This is a genomic window from Parabacteroides sp. 52, assembly GCF_010500925.1.
GTDB lineage: Bacteria > Bacteroidota > Bacteroidia > Bacteroidales > Tannerellaceae > QVMG01.
The window spans coordinates 1-19,957 of the sequence record NZ_QVMG01000024.1; the positions used below are offsets into that span (position 1 = coordinate 1).

The following is a 19,957-nucleotide window of genomic DNA, read 5'->3' on the forward strand; positions in this document are numbered from 1 at the left end:
ATCACCTTCACCGGCCGTGTCCTTATCGACCGCGCTATATCGGAAGGCGAAACGCAGATCTACATGCCGGAAGGACTGTATATCGTGACACTGAGCGATGGGACGAAAGGGAAAGTTTCAGTTAAAAACTGAAACTAATTGAAAATTGAAAGTTGAAAATTGAAAATGAGAAAGAAGTGGAAATAGGGATTAACGATGAATGATTAACGAATCGAAGATTGCTAAGAAAGCATTTTCAATTTTCAATTTTCAACTTTCAATTAAAAAAAGGGGGGGTGTTGCCTGTAAGGGGTGACGCCTCTTTTTTTATTTGCGCTATAACCTTCCCTTTCCCAGAGGGAGATAGCGCCCGTATTGCAGCTTGCCGGAAGGTGGTGGTCAACGGGCTTTGGCAGTGGTAGAGGACACTTAACCAAACCTCGCCCAATCTGATTATGGAAAATAAACTAAAAACCTTGTTCAAAGGGCAGGACCCTTCTGTCCGTTTGTTTAAAGAAAAAATGAAAAACCTTTCTCCGGAAGAAGTAACACACTATTATGCCCATGCATATATGTTGGGGTTATTGCATTGGCAGGAGTTGTCGACGGCTCATCAGCGCTTTCTCAAACGGCTGGTGCAACATGACCGGCAGGGCTTCCTTGACTTCCTGCGCCAGAACCTATTGGGGCAACTGTCTTATTCTTTTATGGATACCATCTTGGCCGCCCGTTTATTGGCGTTGATCGAGAAGGGTGAAAAGCAAAAGGCTTCGGATAGGCACTTTGTTTTCTGTTTTTTGTTGGCGTTTGCTCCCTCTCTGCGGATAGAGACCGTATGCAGGCGCATCCGTGGGCGGCTGTTTATGCCCGAAGAGTTGCAGGATATAAACGGAAGAGCCATCATTGATACGGGGGAACAGAGATAAGCCTCTTTTCCCTCATCTTCATTTTATTACAATTTTTTGGGAACTCATGGATTTTTTTGTATATTTGCCTCCGATTAAGAGAAGTTGAGGAGGGGGCGGGGTCGTCCCCTCCTTCTGTTATAACTATACGTATATGATTGATAAGAGTTTGGTTTGTCAGTTGGTAGAAGAGGGAATGGCATCGACAGATAACTTTCTGGTGGATGTCGTAATCAAGCCTGGCAACCTTATTGTAGTAGAGATAGACAATGACGAAGCGGTGAGTATTGACGACTGTGTGGCTTTGAGCCGTTATGTGGAGTCGCACCTGGATCGTGAAGTGGAAGACTATGAATTAGAGGTTGGCTCGGCAGGAATAACCTCTCCTTTTAAAGTGCTTCGCCAATATATAAAGAATATAGGCAATGAAGTAGAGATGTTGTTGAAAAGTGGGGTCAAGCAAAATGCTGTATTGAAAGCTGCCGATGAACAAGGTATCGTGGTGACCTTGGAGAAGCAGGTAAAACCCGAGGGAGCCAAGCGGAAGATAACCGTACAAGAAGATCAATCCTATACATACGACGAGATAAAATATATAAAATACTTAATAAGATTCAAGTAAGATTATGGCCAAGAAAGAGGAAACTATCAGTATGATCGATACCCTTGCGGAATTTAAGGAACTGAAAAATATCGATAAAGATACGATGATAAGCGTTTTGGAAGAATCCTTCCGGAATGTAATTGCTAAGATGTTTGGTACTGATGAAAATTATGACGTAATTATTAACCCGGAAAAAGGAGACTTTGAGATTTGGAGAAACCGTACAGTGGTTGCCGATGAAGAGTTGGAAGATCCGAACCTGGAGCTTACGTTGACAGAGGCCCGTACGATTGACCCCGACTGTGAAGTAGGGGAAGAGGTGACGGATGAAGTCCATTTTGCCAAATTTGGTCGCCGTGCTATCTTGAACTTACGCCAGACACTGGCTTCTAAGATATTGGAATTACAAAAAGATAATTTATACGCAAAATACCGGGATCGTATCGGGACGATTATTACAGCCGATGTATATCAGTCGTTCAAGAAAGAGATCTTGCTGTTGGATGACGAAGGCAATGAGTTGTTACTGCCCAAGACAGAACAGATCCCTTCGGACTTTTTCAAAAAAGGAGATACCGTTCGTGCGGTGGTTTTGCGGGTAGATAACTACAATAACAATCCGAAAATTATACTTTCCCGTACGGATAAAACGTTCCTGCAACGTTTGTTCGAACTGGAGGTGCCGGAAATTAATGATGGGCTGATCACGATCAAAGCGATTGCCCGTATACCCGGAGAACGTGCCAAGGTGGCTGTCGAATCGTACGACGATCGCATCGACCCGGTAGGGGCTTGTGTAGGGATGAAAGGATCACGTATTCATGGAATCGTTCGGGAGTTGCGGAACGAAAATATAGATGTGATCAATTATACAACCAATGTATCTTTGTTTATTCAACGTTCCTTAAGTCCGGCGAAAGTTTCTTCTATCCGTGTGACAGAAGAAGAACGGAAAGCGGAAGTCTATCTGCGTCCGGAAGAGGTTTCTCTGGCAATTGGTAAAGGCGGTTTGAATATCAAATTGGCTTGTATGTTGACAGAATATACGATAGATGTGTTCCGTGATGTCGACGGAGCCGACGAAGAAGATATTTATCTGGATGAATTTACAGATGAAATAGATGGCTGGGTGATCGAAGCATTAAAGAATATCGGTTGCTACACGGCAAAATCTGTGCTTGCAATGAGCCGGAGTGAGATTATAGAGCGTGCCGACCTGGAAGAACAGACTGTCGACGATTTGCTTGCGATCTTGTCTGCCGAATTTGAAGATGAAGAACAATAAGTATTACGACAAAGTTAGATATGCCTATAAAATTAATTCAAGTACAGAGAAAATTAAACGTGGGGATGAACACGGCTGTGGAGTTCCTGCACAAAAAAGGTCATGAGATTGAGGATAATCCCAATACTCGGATCAGTGATGAACAGTATGCTTTGCTCGTAAAGGAGTTTGGGAAAGATTTGTCGGAAAGTGAACGAAATATGTTGTTATCTCCTCCACGTCCGCAAAGAGAAAAGCCGGAAACCCCTAAGAAGGAAGAAGAACCGGAGGTGTTAAAAACAGTGGTTCCGGATGAATTCAAACCGAAATTTGTAACGAAAGGACATATCGATCTGGAACAACCCAAGAAAGCCGTAGAGGAACCGAAAGAGGTGAATGAACCGGTGGTGGAAGTTCCTATTCCTGTCGTAAAAAAAGAAGAACCTGTTAAAGTGGAAGAGACTCCACGGGAAGTACATATACAACCGGAAGAACCGGTTGTGCAACCCCAGGCTGCACCTGTGCCACCGAAAGAAGTGGTTGTAGAGAAGAAAGAAGAAAAAATAGAAGTAGTTATTCCGAAGGAAGAAAAAGTGGAATATCATAAAGAAGAAAAAGAGGTAAAGCCTGCACCGGCTGCCGACTCTTCTGTTCAGGGAACGAACGAAGAAGTAGAAGAAAAGGATAATACACCCTTCCGGTTGAATACTACTAAGATTGAATCCAATATAAAGGTTACCGGCCGGATTGACCTGACAGCCTTGAATCAATCGACTCGTCCGAAGAAAAAATCGAAAGAAGAAAAGCGGAAAGAACGGGACGAAAAGAATAAGGTGGTAGGCAACAGAGCGGGAAGTGCGAACCCAGCCCTTAAAGGGACGGGTCCCGGTGGAAGACCTCTTGCTGCCCCTGTAAAGGCCGGCGAAGGAGGTGCCGATGCGAAGAAAAAACGTAACCGGATCAAGAAAGACCGTATTGATATCAATAATACACCGGGAACCAATGCCCGTCCGGTACAAAACCGGGACAACAACCACCGCAATAACAATCCGCGTTTGAAACGTCCGGTGAAAGCGGAGGTGAACGAGGAAGATGTACAAAAGCAGATCAAAGAAACCTTGGCTCGCCTTACCAATAAAGGGAATAAAGGCAAAGGGGCTAAGTATCGCCGGGATAAACGCGATGCTGCGGTAAAACGTGAAAACGAATTGCTCGAACAGGAAGAAATGCAAAGCAAGGTGTTGAAGCTGACCGAGTTCGTGACGGCAAACGACCTGGCAAACATGATGAATGTTCCGGTAACACAAGTTATTGCGACCTGTATGTCTATCGGTATCATGGTTTCTATCAATCAACGCTTGGATGCGGAAACGATTAATATCGTAGCCGAAGAGTTCGGGTTTAAAACCGAATATGTAAGTGCGGAGGTTGTGGAAGCAATCAAGGCTGATGAAGAATATGATAACGAAGAGGACTGGGTAGCGCGTCCACCGATCGTAACGGTGATGGGACACGTAGACCACGGTAAAACCTCTTTGCTCGATAATATCCGTAGTGCGAACGTAATCGCCGGTGAGGCCGGAGGTATTACCCAGCATATCGGAGCTTATAATGTGAAGATCGCCAACGGGCGACGGATCACCTTCCTGGATACACCGGGTCACGAAGCCTTTACGGCGATGCGTGCCCGTGGTGCCAAAGTGACGGATATCGCTATCATTATTGTGGCAGCTGACGACAGTGTGATGCCGCAGACCATTGAAGCAATCAATCACGCTTCTGCTGCCGGTGTACCTATTGTTTTTGCCATCAATAAGATCGATAAGCCGGGTGCCAATGTAGATAAGATCAAAGAGGAATTGGCCAATATGAACTACCTGGTAGAAGACTGGGGAGGTAAATACCAAAGCCAGGAGATCTCAGCCAAGAAAGGTCTGGGTATCGAAGAACTCTTGGAAAAGGTATTATTGGAAGCCGATCTCTTAGATCTGAAAGCGAACCCAACCAAGCGGGCTGTCGGTTCTATCATCGAATCTTCCCTGGATAAGGGACGTGGATATGTATCTACTGTATTGATAGAGAACGGTACCTTGAAGATGGGTGACATCGTTTTGGCAGGAACGCATCATGGCCGTATCAAAGCCATGTTTAATGAACGTAACCAACGGGTAGAGCAGGCCGGTCCTTCCGAACCGGTATTGATTCTCGGTTTGAACGGAGCTCCTCAGGCTGGAGATACATTCAATGTGTTGGAAACAGAACAGGAAGCGCGTGAAATCGCAACCCGTCGGGAACAATTGCAACGTGAATTGGGTTTACGTACACAGAAGATGTTGACATTGGATGATATCGGTCGCCGTATTGCTGTGGGTAACTTCCAGGAATTGAATGTGATTGTGAAAGGAGACGTGGACGGTTCGGTGGAAGCCTTGGCCGACTCATTGATTCGTCTGTCTACTGAAGAGATACAGGTGAATGTGATTCATAAGGCAGTCGGACAGATTTCCGAATCGGATGTTGTATTGGCTGCTGCATCGAATGCAATCATCATTGGTTTCCAGGTGCGTCCTTCTCAGGCAGCTCGCAGGAATGCCGATAAAGAAGGTGTCGAAATACGTCTTTACTCTATTATCTACGATGCGATAGAAGAGGTGAAGAGTGCAATGGAAGGTATGCTTTCACCGGAAATCAGGGAAGAGATCACAGCCAACGTAGAAGTACAACAGGTATTTAAGATCACGAAAGTGGGTACGATTGCCGGTTGTTTGGTACGCGAAGGAAAGATCAAACGAAGCAATAAAGTGCGCCTGATCCGTGACGGTATCGTGATTCATTCCGGCGAACTGGAATCACTCAAACGTTTCAAGGACGATGTGAAAGAGGTGGTTTCCGGACAGGATTGCGGTCTGAACATTAAAAACTTCAACGATATACAAGTAGGTGATATCGTGGAAGCATACGAAGAGACAGAAATAAAGAAAACATTATAAGAATGAACTGGTTGGACATTGTCATAGTATGTCTAGCAGGGATAGGAATTGTGAAAGGCCTGTTTGATGGAATCATCAAACAGGTTGTTTCACTTATAGCCTTAGGGGCTGGTATTTTCTTTTGCGGAAAAGCCGCCGTCTGGCTGAAAGAATACATTATAGGCTGGGGGGTGTTTCCTCCGGAAAGTATTACGGTTGTGAGTTATGTGTTAGGATTCTTGGTTATTGTAGGCCTTTTGTTACTGGCCGGTGAGATCGTGCACCGCGTGATAGGAGCCACACCGCTTAGTATACTAAATCATCTACTGGGAGGAGTGTTCGGTATCCTGGTAATGCTGCTTTTTCTCAGTCTTGCTTTCAACTTGATAGAACAGGTGGATAAACATGCTGTATGCATTTCCTCACAGGCTAAAGCGGCCTCCCGTTTGTATGATCCGGTGAAAGAAATCGTTCCAACCATTTTTCCTCATAACTTATTTATTACAGGGAATTAACCCTGTATGAAAAAGGTGATAATTTATGCAAGACTCAAATGCCATTATAAATGAGGTAACCAATACGGACTATAAGTACGGTTTTGTTACCGATATAGATACAGAGATCATCCGGCGGGGACTCGACGAAGATACTGTGCGTATCATCTCTGCCAAGAAAAAGGAACCGGAATGGTTATTGGAATTACGTCTGAAGGCTTTTCGGTATTGGCAAACATTGGAAATGCCGGACTGGGCACACTTGAACATTCCTCCGATCGATTATCAGGATATCATCTATTATGCTGCTCCCAAAAAGAAAGAGGGTCCTAAGAGTATGGATGAAGTGGATCCCGAACTGTTGAAGACCTTCGATAAACTGGGTATTCCTTTGCATGAACGGGCACAGTTAGCCGGTATGGCCGTGGATGCCGTGATGGATAGTGTGTCGGTGAAAACGACATTTAAAGAGACCTTGGCTGAAAAGGGTATTATTTTTTGCTCTTTCAGTGAGGCTGTTCAGGATTATCCTGATTTGGTCAAGAAATACCTGGGATCGGTGGTTAGCTACCGGGATAACTTTTTTGCTGCATTGAATACGGCTGTATTTTCGGACGGTTCGTTCGTATATATTCCCAAAGGCATACGTTGTCCGATGGAGTTAAGCACCTATTTCCGTATCAATGCTGCCAATACCGGACAGTTTGAACGGACGTTGATCGTAGCGGATGACGATGCCTATGTCAGCTACCTGGAAGGATGTACGGCACCGATGCGGGACGAAAACCAGTTGCATGCAGCTATCGTAGAGATTGTGGTGCATGAACGGGCAGAGGTCAAATATTCTACCGTGCAGAACTGGTACCCGGGAGATAAGGAAGGCAAAGGAGGGATTTATAACTTTGTGACCAAGCGGGGGGTGTGTAAAGGAGAGAGTAGTAAAATATCCTGGACACAGGTAGAGACTGGCTCGGCGATTACTTGGAAGTATCCCAGTTGTATCCTGGCCGGCGACAATTCGGTCGGTGAGTTCTATTCGGTAGCCGTAACAAATAATTACCAACAGGCAGATACGGGAACAAAAATGATTCATTTGGGAAAGAATACCAAAAGCCGGATTGTCTCCAAAGGTATCTCGGCCGGTCATAGCCAAAACAGTTACCGGGGGTTGGTAAAGGTCTCTCCGCATGCGGAAGGGGCTCGTAATCATAGTCAGTGCGACAGTCTTCTGTTGAGCTCTACATCGGGAGCACATACCTATCCGTATACCGATATTCAGAATGAAACAGCCGTGATAGAGCATGAGGCGACCACGAGTAAGATCAGTGAAGAGCAATTGTTCTACTGCCAGCAACGCGGTATCTCGGTAGAAGAGGCTGTCGGTCTCATCGTCAACGGGTATGCGAAAGAGGTAATGAACAAACTGCCGATGGAGTTTGCTGTGGAAGCACAAAAGTTATTGACTATATCCTTGGAAGGAAGTGTCGGATGAAAGAACGAAATAAATTATATATCCTGTTTTTCTTGATCGGTTTCATTTTTTTGTCCGGAACCTTACAAGCACAAGAAGGAGATAGGAAATGGGCATTAAGATACTCCGGAGGAGTCATCGTGAAACCGCTGTTGACCAGTAATCCGTCCGGTATTTCCACCGGAAACGGGGGAGGTGGTGTTCTTTTGACCGGAGAAATTTATCTGCCCCGGAAATGGAATCTGCAAGCCGGTTATTTCCGGACGGAGATGAGTTACGGGGAAGGCGACCGTACGATGGAGGGGCTGCAATTAGGGGTGAAGAAGTATTTTATTCATCCTGACTTTGTTGTTCAACCTTATCTGTCGGCTTCTACTCAGATCAATTGGAGCGATCATCGGGAATATACGCATTTCACTTATGATTCTTATTCCCGTTATCAGGATAGCCGGAACCCACGTTTATCATTTGCTCCGGGTATAGGGGCTGAGTTTTATATATTCTCCTCCGTAGCTTTTGTTGCGGAATATAATTTTTGGATGGGAGTTCATTCGAAGACAACACTGACAGTGTCGGACGGGCGAATGAACCCCTATACTATGAAAGACAAAGGGATGCATCACTATTTAGGGTTGGGTGTGAAAATCACATTCCCTTTCCGGGTGACATCGCAAGATGGAATGAATTTATTGAGTATTTTAGCAAACATGCTCTTTCCCGATTGGTATTATTATTGATTGGGTAGATAAGAAGTAATATACAGAATTATGTTAGATATAAAAGACTTACATGCCAGTATCAATGGCAAAGAAATATTAAAGGGGATCAATCTTACGGTAAACGCAGGAGAGATACATGCCATTATGGGGCCGAATGGTTCTGGCAAAAGCACTCTGAGCAGCGTGTTGGTTGGTAATCCGGCTTTTGAGGTGACAGGAGGAGAAGTGAAATTCAATGGAAAGAACCTGTTTGAACTCTCTCCCGAAGACCGTAGCCGGGAAGGTGTCTTTCTCAGTTTTCAGTATCCTGTGGAGATACCGGGTGTCAGCATGGTGAATTTCATGCGGGCTGCTTTGAATGAACACCGGAAATATAAAAAACTGGATCCGATTTCAGCTACCGACTTTCTGAAGCTGATGCGGGAAAAACGTGCCATCGTGGAACTGGATAATAAATTGGCCAGCCGCTCGGTGAATGAAGGTTTCTCCGGGGGAGAGAAGAAAAGAAATGAAATCTTCCAGATGGCGATGTTGGAACCCAAATTGGCTATCCTGGATGAGACGGACAGTGGACTGGATATTGATGCGCTCCGGGTGGTAGCCAATGGAGTAAATCAGTTGCGTACCCCAGATAATGCAGCGATTGTGATCACACACTATCAACGTTTGTTGGACTATATTAAGCCCGATTTTGTACATGTTCTTTATAAAGGACGTATCGTGAAAAGCGGAGGTGCCGAGTTGGCTCTCGAACTGGAAGAGAAAGGATACGACTGGTTGAAAGAAAACGAATGATATTAATGGTTAATTATAAATTGTAAATGAGTAATTCATGGGTGGTTTTAGCCTGTTTACGATAAGTTCCAATTTATATTGACAAGTTACAAGTAGATAACGTGAAAGCTGAACAACAATATATAGAACTATTTACGGAATATGAGAATCTGGTGTGTAAGTATAGCACGCCTGTGATGAATGCTTTACGTACAGAGGCGCTGGCGAATTTTGAACGTTTGGGCTTCCCTTTAGTAGGGAGTGAAGACTACCGGCATACGGATGTGGCCCAGGCTTTTGCCCCCGATTATGGGATCAATATCAACCGACTTGCCATTCCGGTAAACCCTTATGATGTCTTTCATTGCGATGTGCCTAATCTGAGCACAGCGCTTTATTTCATTATCAATGATACTTTCTATCAGAAAGAACAAACCAAAGGTTTATTACCCGAAGGAGTGTATGTGGGCGGACTGAAAAGTTTCACTGAAAAGTTTCCGGAGATTGCCTCCCGGTATTACGGGAAGGCGGCCACAAGCGATAAAGACGGCATCATTGCTTTGAATACGATGTTGGCACAAGACGGATTTGTGATCTATGTACCTAAATCGGTGGTTGTCGATCGCCCCATTCAGTTGGTGAACATTTCCCGTAGTGATGTGGATACAATGGCTAATCGTCGTGTCTTGGTTATTCTCGAAGCGCATGCGGAAGCCAAACTATTGGTCTGTGACCATAGTATGGATGAGGTAAAATTCCTTACGACACAGGTGGTGGAGATCTTTGCAGAAGAAGGGGCTGTTTTTGATTATTATGATTTAGAAGAAAGCAGCGAATCGACTACCCGCTTCTCTTCGGTGCATGTCAAACAGAACGCTTCCTCGAATGTCCTTGTCAATGGCATCACTTTGCACAATGGACTGAGCCGGAATAACTATTATATCGAGCTCAACGGCGAACAGGCGGAAACCACTCTTTGTGCGATGTCAGTTCTGGACAAAGGGCAACAGGTGGATACGTATAGTCACATCACCCATGCGGTTCCTTATTGTACCAGTACGGAATTGGTGAAGAATGTATTAGATGATCATGCGACGGGTATCTTCAGCGGACGTATCTTGGTAAAACAAGATGCGCAGAAGACGCAGGCTTATCAAACCAATCGCAATCTTTGTCTGAAACGGGAAGCCCGTGTTTTTAGTAAACCACAGCTTGAGATTTATGCAGATGATGTGAAATGTTCGCACGGCATGACCACCGGACAGTTGGATGAAAATGCCCTTTTTTATATGCGTAGCCGAGGCATCCCGGAGGAAGAAGCTCGTATGTTGTTGAGTGTTGCTTTTATGGCTGATGTAGTGGATCACGTACGCCTGGACATACTGAAAGATCGTTTGCACAAATTAGTGGAGAAACGGTTCCGGGGAGAACTGGCCAAATGCTCCGGATGTAGTATGTGTAATTGATGATTCCCTCTATAATAAAAGTATACTAATTGACTCTTATGGATTTTACACAAATGAACATGAAGTTCATTTACTAACTTCTTTGAAGTTCTCAGGTATTTTTTCTAATATCGGTATTTTTATAGATTGAAAATTTACTTTTTCATAAAAAAAAGAAGCCGTCTCAAAAATAGATTTGAGGTGGCTTCTTTTTGTTAAAAAAATCTTATTCTTTTATTTTTGCTAATTTAGTCTTTACAATAGCTTCTTTTTTGGTGAAAATAAAAGGAATACCTTTTCGTTTTGTTTCAATAGAAGGAAAAAATACGACGTCATAATTCGGATTTTGTTCCAAAACCTTATATATCGCTTTATTTGCTGTTTTATCTATTAAAGGAAATGAAAAGGAGGAAATGATGGAATTGCTAAAATTCCCGGTTTTTGTATTAAAAATAGAAGCCCAATCTATACCGAAAATTCTAACTGTGGTAGCTTTTGCGGAGACTTGTTCGGAAAAATTGAAATCGTTTTTGTTGAAATCAACTCGTGAAGAAGGACCTTGCATTCCTTTGTAAGAATTGCAACTGCATAATCCAACAATAAATAGGATTAACCAAAATTTGCTAAAATTTTTCATGCTGAAATTTGTTGTTTTCTTTTGTTTCCCCCTTCAAAAGATAATTTTTAAATAAAGAATGCGTGAGGAATGTAAAGTCTTATTGTAATATAAATAAACAATATCTTTAAACGCATTCACTGAATTTGTTATTTGTACTAATTAATATTATTTCATAAAAAATGTAAAGATAAATAATACTTTTTTTTGAACAAAAAATTTAATTAGAAATTACTATTAACCGACTGGGATTTTGAATAAAGAGGCTACCTCCTTTTGAATTTATCCCTAAAGTCGTAGATTTGTTGTACCACCAAAAAATAAACGACATGGATAAAGATGGTGGGAAAAAATTAGTCATTCAGCTAATTTTCAAACAAATGATAGATTTACTGCCCTCAAAGAAGTTTGATATACTTGCCCGCAAACATAAATCGGATCGTTATTACAATCGCTTCACTTCGTGAACGCAGCTTGTGACGATGTGTCCTATGTCTATAGTCGTTGTCTTCATGAGTGAAGTATGTGCCGAGAAGCAGACTTTGAAAGGTGAATTGAGTTATTTCGGAATAGATTCTTTTCCAACTAAGAATACTGTCAGAGATGATTTATGTGATAGATCGAATGAACTGTTCCGTGATATCTATTTTGTCCTGATCGAGTATTTCAAGCCTCTTTTCTCGGTCAGCGGATTGAAGAGACATCATTTGATAAGTTATACGCCTTTGATTCGACAGTTGTAAGCCTGTTTTCTGATAAGTCATTAAGGTGGGGAATTTTACTGTCGACGATCGTCGGCAGTACTGTTGATAGCTGTCAACAGTACTGTCGATAATTATCAACAGTACTGCCGATAGCTATCGACAATAGAATTTCCCCATATGTCTTTCGAAACTTTGACAATCTAAGCTGACAACCAATTTTAGGACGGGACAATACTATTTGACTGAACTTTTTTCTTCCCCTATTTCGGATCAAGCTGAAAATCCGGTTGGTAAAATTTCAATCAAACTTATTTATAGAAGATGTTCTATTGGATACAATAGTTATGCACATATATTCTTATACATAAAGATCTGTATATCGATAGTTTACAATCATAAAATTAGAAATAAAGAAGGTTTGAAGTAATCTGTTTGCCAATTAAGATATCCCATTTGTCTTTCTACCAACCGGCTTTTCTGATTGATCCCAACTTTTCAGGGTGACCCGTTTAGGGAAATGTCCTGGATTGATCTGACTTTCAGACACTCAATTGGGCACCAAAAAAACAACCGACTGTTTATCTTGCTGATAAATAGCCGGTTGTTTCTTTTTAGTGTGGTCCCACTTGGGCTTGAACCAAGGACTCCCTGATTATGAGTCAGGTGCTCTAACCAACTGAGCTATAGGACCGGTCAGAAGGTTGTTCTGAAATCGGGTGCAATATTACGACATTTAATCGGTTCTTGCAAGAGACGGAGAGGAAAATATTTATTTTTCTGCCGCTGCTTCGCCTCCGAACTCCATCAGGTAAGCCTTGATGAAACCGTCGATTTTGCCATCCATCACTCCGTTCACGTCGGAGGTTTGGTAATTGGTACGATGGTCTTTTACCCGGCGGTCATCGAATACATAACTGCGGATCTGTGAACCCCATTCGATTTTCTTTTTACCGGCTTCCACCTTTTGTTGTTCCGCCATGCGTTTTTGCAATTCCATATCATATAACATGGAGCGTAACAGGCGCATGGCATTTTCGCGGTTACCCAATTGAGAGCGGCTCTCCGTATTTTCAATCAGGATTTCGCGGGTTTCACCCGTATCCGGATCTTTGTAATTGTAGCGAAGACGCACACCAGTCTCCACCTTATTTACATTTTGTCCCCCGGCGCCTCCCGAACGGAACGTGTCCCAGGTATAGTCGGCCGGATTGATCTCAATCTCTATTGTATCGTCAACCAAAGGAGTGACAAAGACGGAGGCAAAAGAGGTCATGCGTTTGCCCTGTGCATTGTAGGGAGAGACGCGAACAAGACGGTGCACGCCATTTTCCCCTTTCAGGTAGCCGTAGGCATAATCCCCTTCAATCTGCATGGTCACCGTTTTGATGCCAGCCTCGTCGCCTTCTTGCAGGTTGCTGACACTCACCTTGTGGTTGTTTGCTTCTCCCCAACGAATATACATACGCATCAGCATGGATGCCCAGTCCTGGCTTTCCGTACCTCCTGCGCCAGAGTTTATCTTCAGGATACAACCCAGGGAATCTGCTTCCTGACGGAGCATATTGCGGGATTCGAGGTTTTCAACCAGTTCGATGGCTTTGCTATAGGTAGCATCAACCTCTTCTTCCGAGGTGATACCTTCTTTGGTATATTCGTAAGCGAGCTCTAATTCTTCGGCAGCGGATTTGACTTCGTTGTATAACTCAATCCATTTTTTTAATTCTTTTACTACCTTCATTTGAGCTTCCGCCCGTTTGTTGTCTTCCCAAAAGGTGGGGTCTTGGGTGCGAAGTTCCTCTTCTTCTAGCTGGATGGTCTTTCCATCGATGTCAAAGGTACCCCCTCAGCGCTTGCTCGCGCTCCAATACATTCTGTAGTTGGTCTGATGTGATCATGATTTTCTTCTTTTAAATTTGGGGCAAAAGTACATAAAAAATCAGGGAGAGCCTATTAAATCGTCGGATAAATGAAGTAGGAGGGGCCTTGGTTGTTTAGGAAATCAAATGGAGGATGTAAATAAATAAAACGCGGGAACTTTCTGTGAATGAACAGGAAAAAACATACATTTGTAGAAACTATTGGATAAAAACGATGAAACGCATTTTTTTGATAGGTTATATGGGAGCCGGAAAAACAACAGTGGGGAAGGAATTAGCCAAGCAAACCGGTTTAACCTTCATTGACCTGGATGGGTATATCGAAGCTCGTTTTCACAAGACGGTAGGTCAGCTTTTTCAGGAAAAGGGAGAAGTTGTTTTTCGGGAGATAGAACAAAAGATGTTACAAGAGGTGGCTGCTTTTGAGGATGTGTTGGTCTCTACTGGGGGAGGAGCTCCCTGTTATTTCGATAATATGGAATATATGAACGCCTGTGGGAAAACGATTTATCTGAAGGTGTCGGTAGAGGAGTTGAGTAAACGACTGGAGGTCGGTAAGCAGGTACGTCCTGTCTTAAAAGGCAGGGTGGGGGAAGAGTTGAAACTGTTTATAGAAGAAAGTTTGCAGAAGCGTGAAGGTTTTTATAAACAAGCCCACCTTATTTTTGATGCCGAATTGATGTTAACAGAAAAGGATATACAATCCATAACACATGAGTTATCCCAATGGATATCTGGAAATTGATCTATTATGAATACAACAGGAGGGAAGCAAAAGCAAGGCAGTCTTGCCCCACAAGAATTATTGAAAGAAATAGGCAAGGCGAATAATCGAATCTTGATAGGTATCCCACGTGAGCAGATAGACGGAGAGCGTCGCGTCGCTCTTACTCCGGAAGCAGTGGATATGTTAACGGATTGCGGACACCGGGTATTGGTCGAAAGTGATGCGGGTTTAGGCATTAACTATTCGGATAACCATTATGCGGAAGCAGGGGCTGAGATTGTTACAGCGACAGAAGTCTATGCAGCGGATATTCTGTTGAAAATACTCCCTCCCGACCCGACAGAGGTGGCTTTGATGAAGCCCCGAAGTACCCTGTTTTCTATGGTACAACTGAATTTGTTTGCCCAGGAAGTTTATGAGCAGATGATTGCCAAGCGGATTACGGCTATAGCGTATGAGATGATAGCCGACGATCGGCAACGTTTCCCTGTTTTAAATATTATCTCAGAGATTGAAGGGACGGCGGCTATAACAATTGCTGCTGATCTGTTGAGTAATACACAAGGGGGGAAAGGTATTTTGTTGGGAGGTATTCCCGGTGTTTCTCCTACGGAAGTTGTTGTTATCGGTGCCGGTAATGCCGGTACGGTAGCTACCCGTGCTGCATTGGCTTTGGGGGCTTCCGTGAAAGTGTTCGATGATGATATCAATAAGTTGCGTGCCATCCAACAGGCTTTGGGGCAAGGGCTTTTTACCTCCACCTTTCATCCCAACGTTTTGCATAATGCTTTTCGTACAGCCGATGTAGTCATCGGTGCGATGCGATATATCAATTCCCGCCGGCGTTATGTCATTGCAGAAGAGATGATCCGCACAATGAAGCGGGGTGCTCTGGTCATTGATCTGAGAGTCAATCAGGGCGGATGTTTTGAGACGACATGCAGCTTGTCTTCGTCGGATGCAGCCGTCTTCGAACAATATGGTGTACTTCATTATTGCAAACAGAATATAAGCAACCATGTGGCCCGTACGACATCTATGGCTTTGAGTAATATATTCGTGCCGATGTTGTTGGAGCTGGGTGATTTAGGAAATATACAGACGATGATAAAGGCGAAACAAGGTTTTAAATACGGCGTATACATGTATATGGGTAAACCTGTGAGTGAATATGTCTCTTCTTATTTTAATATGCGTTCGAATAATATTGATATTTATTTGGCGGCCTTTTAGACGACAATGTTAGGAAATTGCCAAGTTTATTACTTAACTTTGTCATCAATTTCAATCAAATGAGCGATAAGCGTTAAATTATGACAGAACAGACAAAAGTGACGACTTTAGACAAAGTTGTTGTCCGTTTCTCGGGAGACTCGGGGGATGGAATGCAGTTAACCGGAACAATCTTTTCCAATCTGTCGGCTATTTTCGGGAATGAGATATCTACATTTCCTGATTTTCCGGCAGAGATTCGTGCTCCGCAAGGTTCTTTGAGTGGTGTCTCCGGATTCCAGGTTCATTTGGGCTCCCGTAAGATTTTCACACCGGGAGATAAGGCAGATGTCTTGGTCGCCATGAATCCGGCAGCGTTGAAGGTGAATGTAAAATATTTGAAACCGAATACGATTGTCATTATTGATACGGATTCTTTCCAGAAGAATGATCTGGAGAAGGCGTTGTTTCAGACCGAAGACCCTTTTGCTGAATTGGGACTTTCCAGTGTGCAAGTTGTGGCTGCTCCCATCTCATCTATGGTGAAAGAGGGACTGGCAGCATTTGGCCTGGATAATAAAACGGCCTTGCGCAGTAAGAATATGTTTGCCTTGGGACTTGTTTGCTGGTTGTTTGAACGTCCATTGGATGGAGCCATGCATATGCTTGAAAATAAGTTCTCGAAAAAGCCAGGCATTGCAAAAGCGAATATCAAGGCACTTACGGATGGTTATAATTACGGAAATAATATACATGCCCGTGTTGCTACGTATCGTATTGAGAGTATGCAGTCCGAACCGGGCTTTTATACGGATATTAATGGGAATAAGGCTACATCTTATGGATTGATAGCTGCAGCAGAGAAAGCCGGATTGAAATTATTCCTGGGAAGTTACCCGATTACACCGGCAACCGACATATTACATGAATTGTCTGCCCGGAAAGAGTTGGGCGTAAAAGGTCTTCAGTTTGAAGATGAGATAGCTGGAATCTGTACTTCTATCGGTGCCAGTTTTGCCGGCGCTTTAGCGGTTACATCTACTTCCGGTCCCGGATTGGCATTGAAGAGTGAAGCGGTCGGATTGGCCGTTATTGCCGAATTACCCCTGGTTATTGTGGATGTACAGCGAGGAGGACCGTCTACCGGTTTGCCGACAAAGAGTGAACAGACAGACCTTATGCAAGCACTCTATGGACGGAATGGAGAAAGCCCGGTTGTTGTTATTGCAGCATCTACACCAACTGATTGTTTTGATGCAGCATTCTGGGCGGGTAAAATAGCCGTTGAACATATGACACCGGTTATTTTATTGACAGATTCATATATTGCAAACGGCTCTTCTGCCTGGAGATTGCCGGATCTGGAGAAATATCCGGAAATTAAACCTCCCTATGTAGATCAATATCAGGGTGAACAACCCTGGAAACCTTATCGCCGTAACCAGGATACTTTGGTCCGTTATTGGGCTGTACCGGGTACGGAAGGGGCTGCTCATCGTATCGGTGGGTTGGAGAAAGATTATGATACCAGCGCTATTTCAACGGAACCTATCAATCACCAGAAGATGGTAGAAACACGCCAAGCTAAGATTGATAAGATTGCTACATTTATCCCTGACCTGGAAGTGATAGGAGATAAAGATGCTGATTTGTTGATTGTCGGATGGGGTGGAACCTATGGGCATCTGTATGAAGCCATGGAAACAATGCAGGAAAAGGGACAGAAGGTCGCTTTGGCTCACTTTAAATTCATCAGCCCCTTGCCGAAGAATGCAGAAGAGGTGTTGCGCAAATATAAGAAGGTTGTGGTGGCTGAACAAAACAAAGGACAGTTTGCCAATTATCTGCGTAGTAAGATATCCGGATTTAATCCCTATAAATTTAATCGCGTGAAAGGGCAACCCTTTGTTGTTGCAAGATTGGTTGAAGAATTTACAAAAATACTGGAGGCATAAACGATGGAAAACGAATTAAAATATCAGGCAAAAGACTATAAAAGTGATCAGTATGTTCGCTGGTGTCCGGGCTGTGGTGACCATGCCGTATTGAATTGTATGCATAAGGCGATGGCTGAGTTGGGCGTATGTCCGAAAGATATTGCTGTGATCTCCGGTATCGGTTGTTCTTCCCGTTTGCCTTATTATATGAATTCTTATGGTTTTCATACGATTCATGGACGGGCAGCAGCGATTGCTACAGGGGTAAAGACGGCACGTCCGGATTTGAGCGTGTGGGTAATGACTGGTGATGGAGACTGCCTGGCTATTGGTGGAAACCATTTTATTCATGCTGTTCGTCGCAATGTGGATCTTAATGTCGTACTTTTCAATAACAAGATATACGGATTAACCAAAGGACAATATTCACCGACATCTGATAAAGGAGCTGTGACGAAGAGTTCTCCTTATGGTTCTGTAGAGGAACCCTTTATCCCGGCAGAACTGACCTTGGGAGCACGTGGTAACTTCTTTGCTCGTCTGATAGATGTGGATCTTAAAAATACAACAGCAGTATTGACGGAAGCTGCCCGCCATAAAGGTACCTCAGTCGTTGAGGTTTTGGTGAATTGTGTCATTTTTAATGATGGCATCCATAAACAAATAACCGATAAAGAACACCGGGCAGATCGTACGATTTTCCTCCGTCATGGTGAGAAGATGCTGTTTGGCAAAGAAAATGAAAAAGGCCTTGTCTTGGATGGACTCAAACTGAAAGTCGTAACTATTGGGCAAGACGGTTATACCTTGGATGATATACTCGTACACGATGCGCATGAGAAAGACCTGACCTTGCATATGATGCTCGGTTTGATGGGAGGGGATATGCCGGTAGCCTTAGGGGTTATCCGTGATGTAGAAGCTCCGGTCTACGACCAGGAGGTGGAAAAACAGATCGCTGAAGTACAAGCGAAGAACCCAACGCGTACCTTGAGAGAGCTTTTAATGCAAGGAGAAGTGTGGGAAGTCAAAGAAGGCAACTCTAAGTAATCCGCCGTATAAAACAAAGAAAAAGGGGCTGTCCAAAATGAAATTGGACAGCCCCTTTTTTATTCTCATGTCTTGTCATCTGTTATTTCACAAATTTTGCTTTTAACAGATAATTGGCACATCCTTTCACACCTTCAAATTGTGTTCCGCCATTATATTTTTCTAACTCAACAAAGTAGTCTTTAATACCTATGGCGCGTGCTTGTTTGAAGATCATTTCGAAATTCATCATGCCTGTCTGTCCCAATACGGCGCGGTCTTTGATATGAAGCACCCGGATACGGTCGGCATATTTCCGCATGTATTCAACCGGATCGGCTTGTCCCATAACGGCCCAGTATACATCCAGTTCGAAGAAAACCAAAGAGGGATCTGTGCTTTTTATCATTGCATCGTAGATCACTTCTATCCCTTTTACCTCTTTCCCGAAGCCCCTGCGTCCTGCGACAGCTTCCGTACCTCCCGGTTTTACGCGTGCAAATTCTCCGTCATGGTTGTGATAGCCGAAAGAGAGACCGGCCGCTTTTGCGATTTTACCGGCTTCATTGAAAATCTCACCTACATAAGCCACCTCTTCTGTACTGCGTGTAGCTGGTTGCCCCGGTTGGATAAGATAAGTGACCCCGATTTTTGCATGATCGTCGGCTGCTTTTTTCCAGAACTCCATGATTTCACCTTTGTTCTTGGGTGAATACTCCCGCACAGGAGGGTTTACATGGGTACTGGTAATTTTTAATCCTGCATCTTCTGCCATTTTTTTAAATTCCATCATGTCGATTTTGCCGATTTTACCTTTGTTGTATCCGGCTAATTCGAGGGTGGAATACCCCATTTTTTTGATTTTTTTCATTCCGGCAGGCACATTTTCGTGTAATTCGCTACCTAATGAATAAATCTGTAATCCTATGATTTTGGAAGCCGCTGCATGATGAGTCGCCAATGTGTTGGCTGTTACGTGTCCGGCTTTTCCAGCCAGCATCCCGCTTACTGTTAAGAGAGAGGCTTTTCGAAGGAAATCTCTTCTGTTTGTCATGGTCTTTTTATTTTTACAATTGATCGGTTTCAAAAGTAGGAAAAAATATTGAGTTTCTCAACTCTCCCACTTTGCAGCGCCTTCCACAAAAGGCAGGAAGTCCCCCCCCTCACTAACCACTAATCACTCATCGTTAATCGTTAGTTCCCTCTTCCTCAAATTAAGAAATTCAAAGGA

At 43.6% G+C, this 19,957-nt stretch carries 18 protein-coding genes and 1 tRNA gene; 15 read left to right on the forward strand and 4 right to left on the reverse strand.

Features of this window, described 5'->3' with window-relative positions:
• Positions 1–434 precede the first annotated feature (434 nt).
• The 9 genes from D0T51_RS11130 to sufD all read left to right on the forward strand — a co-directional run bounded on the left by D0T51_RS11130 (position 435) and on the right by sufD (position 10,645).
• Positions 435–905 (forward strand): hypothetical protein, encoded by a 471-nt coding sequence (locus D0T51_RS11130; protein WP_163729347.1) that lies wholly within the window; start codon positions 435–437, stop codon positions 903–905.
• A gap of 133 nt (positions 906–1,038) precedes the next feature.
• Complete coding sequence (rimP, locus tag D0T51_RS11135) at positions 1,039–1,506, forward strand: ribosome assembly cofactor RimP (RefSeq protein WP_163729349.1); 468 nt, start codon at positions 1,039–1,041, stop codon at positions 1,504–1,506.
• A gap of 4 nt (positions 1,507–1,510) precedes the next feature.
• On the forward strand, positions 1,511–2,773 hold the full coding sequence (gene nusA, locus D0T51_RS11140; RefSeq protein WP_163729351.1) for a transcription termination factor NusA: 1,263 nt from the start codon (positions 1,511–1,513) through the stop codon (positions 2,771–2,773).
• Between the two features lie 20 nt (positions 2,774–2,793).
• Positions 2,794–5,742: a translation initiation factor IF-2 gene (gene infB / locus D0T51_RS11145; RefSeq protein WP_163729352.1), complete on the forward strand. Its 2,949-nt coding sequence runs from the start codon at positions 2,794–2,796 to the stop codon at positions 5,740–5,742.
• A gap of 2 nt (positions 5,743–5,744) precedes the next feature.
• Positions 5,745–6,236 (forward strand): CvpA family protein, encoded by a 492-nt coding sequence (locus D0T51_RS11150; RefSeq protein ID WP_163729354.1) that lies wholly within the window; start codon positions 5,745–5,747, stop codon positions 6,234–6,236.
• A gap of 25 nt (positions 6,237–6,261) precedes the next feature.
• Positions 6,262–7,707 carry a Fe-S cluster assembly protein SufB gene (gene sufB / locus D0T51_RS11155; protein ID WP_163729357.1) on the forward strand — a complete coding sequence of 482 codons (1,446 nt, stop codon included), beginning with the start codon at positions 6,262–6,264 and terminating at the stop codon, positions 7,705–7,707.
• Positions 7,704–8,423 carry a hypothetical protein gene (locus tag D0T51_RS11160; RefSeq protein ID WP_163729359.1) on the forward strand — a complete coding sequence of 240 codons (720 nt, stop codon included), beginning with the start codon at positions 7,704–7,706 and terminating at the stop codon, positions 8,421–8,423. Before sufB ends, D0T51_RS11160 begins: the two co-directional genes overlap by 4 nt.
• 30 nt (positions 8,424–8,453) lie before the next feature.
• Positions 8,454–9,200 carry a Fe-S cluster assembly ATPase SufC gene (gene sufC / locus D0T51_RS11165; protein WP_163729362.1) on the forward strand — a complete coding sequence of 249 codons (747 nt, stop codon included), beginning with the start codon at positions 8,454–8,456 and terminating at the stop codon, positions 9,198–9,200.
• A gap of 101 nt (positions 9,201–9,301) precedes the next feature.
• Entirely contained in the window at positions 9,302–10,645 is a 1,344-nt protein-coding gene (gene sufD / locus D0T51_RS11170) for a Fe-S cluster assembly protein SufD (RefSeq protein ID WP_163729364.1), read from the forward strand.
• 205 nt (positions 10,646–10,850) lie between these two features.
• On the opposite strand, the gene D0T51_RS11175 is transcribed toward sufD, so the two are convergent.
• A complete protein-coding gene (locus tag D0T51_RS11175) occupies positions 10,851–11,261 on the reverse strand; it encodes a hypothetical protein (RefSeq protein ID WP_163729366.1) in 411 nt (136 codons plus the stop codon).
• Between the two features lie 308 nt (positions 11,262–11,569).
• Between D0T51_RS11175 and D0T51_RS11180 the strand changes: the two genes are divergently transcribed.
• Both D0T51_RS11180 and D0T51_RS11185 read left to right on the forward strand, forming a co-directional pair.
• Positions 11,570–11,707, forward strand: a complete 138-nt coding sequence (locus tag D0T51_RS11180; protein WP_163729368.1) for a DUF4372 domain-containing protein — start codon at positions 11,570–11,572, stop codon at positions 11,705–11,707.
• A gap of 24 nt (positions 11,708–11,731) precedes the next feature.
• Positions 11,732–11,983 (forward strand): hypothetical protein, encoded by a 252-nt coding sequence (locus tag D0T51_RS11185; protein ID WP_163729370.1) that lies wholly within the window; start codon positions 11,732–11,734, stop codon positions 11,981–11,983.
• Between the two features lie 578 nt (positions 11,984–12,561).
• On the opposite strand, the gene D0T51_RS11190 is transcribed toward D0T51_RS11185, so the two are convergent.
• Positions 12,562–12,635 (reverse strand) — tRNA-Ile (locus tag D0T51_RS11190).
• 78 nt (positions 12,636–12,713) lie between these two features.
• A protein-coding gene (gene prfB / locus D0T51_RS11195; protein WP_163729372.1) for a peptide chain release factor 2 occupies positions 12,714–13,839 on the reverse strand; the annotation gives its coding sequence in 2 pieces (ribosomal slippage) (positions 12,714–13,775 and positions 13,777–13,839; 1,125 coding nt in all).
• Positions 13,840–14,035: 196 nt separating this feature from the next.
• Between prfB and D0T51_RS11200 the strand changes: the two genes are divergently transcribed.
• The 4 genes from D0T51_RS11200 to D0T51_RS11215 all read left to right on the forward strand — a co-directional run bounded on the left by D0T51_RS11200 (position 14,036) and on the right by D0T51_RS11215 (position 18,747).
• On the forward strand, positions 14,036–14,566 hold the full coding sequence (locus D0T51_RS11200; protein ID WP_163729374.1) for a shikimate kinase: 531 nt from the start codon (positions 14,036–14,038) through the stop codon (positions 14,564–14,566).
• Between the two features lie 6 nt (positions 14,567–14,572).
• On the forward strand, positions 14,573–15,781 hold the full coding sequence (locus tag D0T51_RS11205) for an alanine dehydrogenase (RefSeq protein ID WP_163729376.1): 1,209 nt from the start codon (positions 14,573–14,575) through the stop codon (positions 15,779–15,781).
• An 80-nt stretch (positions 15,782–15,861) separates the two neighbouring features.
• Positions 15,862–17,715 carry a 2-oxoacid:acceptor oxidoreductase subunit alpha gene (locus D0T51_RS11210; protein ID WP_163729378.1) on the forward strand — a complete coding sequence of 618 codons (1,854 nt, stop codon included), beginning with the start codon at positions 15,862–15,864 and terminating at the stop codon, positions 17,713–17,715.
• A gap of 3 nt (positions 17,716–17,718) precedes the next feature.
• Positions 17,719–18,747: a 2-oxoacid:ferredoxin oxidoreductase subunit beta gene (locus D0T51_RS11215; RefSeq protein WP_163729380.1), complete on the forward strand. Its 1,029-nt coding sequence runs from the start codon at positions 17,719–17,721 to the stop codon at positions 18,745–18,747.
• An 82-nt stretch (positions 18,748–18,829) separates the two neighbouring features.
• Here the strand turns inward: D0T51_RS11215 and D0T51_RS11220 are convergent, their stop codons facing one another.
• On the reverse strand, positions 18,830–19,780 hold the full coding sequence (locus D0T51_RS11220; RefSeq protein ID WP_163729383.1) for a sugar phosphate isomerase/epimerase: 951 nt from the start codon (positions 19,778–19,780) through the stop codon (positions 18,830–18,832).
• Between the last annotated feature and the right edge of the window lie 177 nt (positions 19,781–19,957).

Excerpts from the sequence above, each read along its gene's own strand:
- D0T51_RS11130 (WP_163729347.1), top strand. The coding sequence starts at position 435 with ATGGAAAATAAACTAAAAACCTTGTTCAAAGGGCAGGACCCTTCTGTC.
- rimP (WP_163729349.1), top strand. The coding sequence starts at position 1,039 with ATGATTGATAAGAGTTTGGTTTGTCAGTTGGTAGAAGAGGGAATGGCA.
- nusA (WP_163729351.1), top strand. The coding sequence starts at position 1,511 with ATGGCCAAGAAAGAGGAAACTATCAGTATGATCGATACCCTTGCGGAA.
- infB (WP_163729352.1), top strand. The coding sequence starts at position 2,794 with ATGCCTATAAAATTAATTCAAGTACAGAGAAAATTAAACGTGGGGATG.
- D0T51_RS11150 (WP_163729354.1), top strand. The coding sequence starts at position 5,745 with ATGAACTGGTTGGACATTGTCATAGTATGTCTAGCAGGGATAGGAATT.
- sufB (WP_163729357.1), top strand. The coding sequence starts at position 6,262 with ATGCAAGACTCAAATGCCATTATAAATGAGGTAACCAATACGGACTAT.
- D0T51_RS11160 (WP_163729359.1), top strand. The coding sequence starts at position 7,704 with ATGAAAGAACGAAATAAATTATATATCCTGTTTTTCTTGATCGGTTTC.
- sufC (WP_163729362.1), top strand. The coding sequence starts at position 8,454 with ATGTTAGATATAAAAGACTTACATGCCAGTATCAATGGCAAAGAAATA.
- D0T51_RS11175 (WP_163729366.1), bottom strand. The coding sequence starts at position 11,261 with ATGAAAAATTTTAGCAAATTTTGGTTAATCCTATTTATTGTTGGATTA.
- D0T51_RS11180 (WP_163729368.1), top strand. The coding sequence starts at position 11,570 with ATGGATAAAGATGGTGGGAAAAAATTAGTCATTCAGCTAATTTTCAAA.
- D0T51_RS11185 (WP_163729370.1), top strand. The coding sequence starts at position 11,732 with ATGTCTATAGTCGTTGTCTTCATGAGTGAAGTATGTGCCGAGAAGCAG.
- D0T51_RS11200 (WP_163729374.1), top strand. The coding sequence starts at position 14,036 with ATGAAACGCATTTTTTTGATAGGTTATATGGGAGCCGGAAAAACAACA.
- D0T51_RS11205 (WP_163729376.1), top strand. The coding sequence starts at position 14,573 with ATGAATACAACAGGAGGGAAGCAAAAGCAAGGCAGTCTTGCCCCACAA.
- D0T51_RS11210 (WP_163729378.1), top strand. The coding sequence starts at position 15,862 with ATGACAGAACAGACAAAAGTGACGACTTTAGACAAAGTTGTTGTCCGT.
- D0T51_RS11215 (WP_163729380.1), top strand. The coding sequence starts at position 17,719 with ATGGAAAACGAATTAAAATATCAGGCAAAAGACTATAAAAGTGATCAG.
- D0T51_RS11220 (WP_163729383.1), bottom strand. The coding sequence starts at position 19,780 with ATGACAAACAGAAGAGATTTCCTTCGAAAAGCCTCTCTCTTAACAGTA.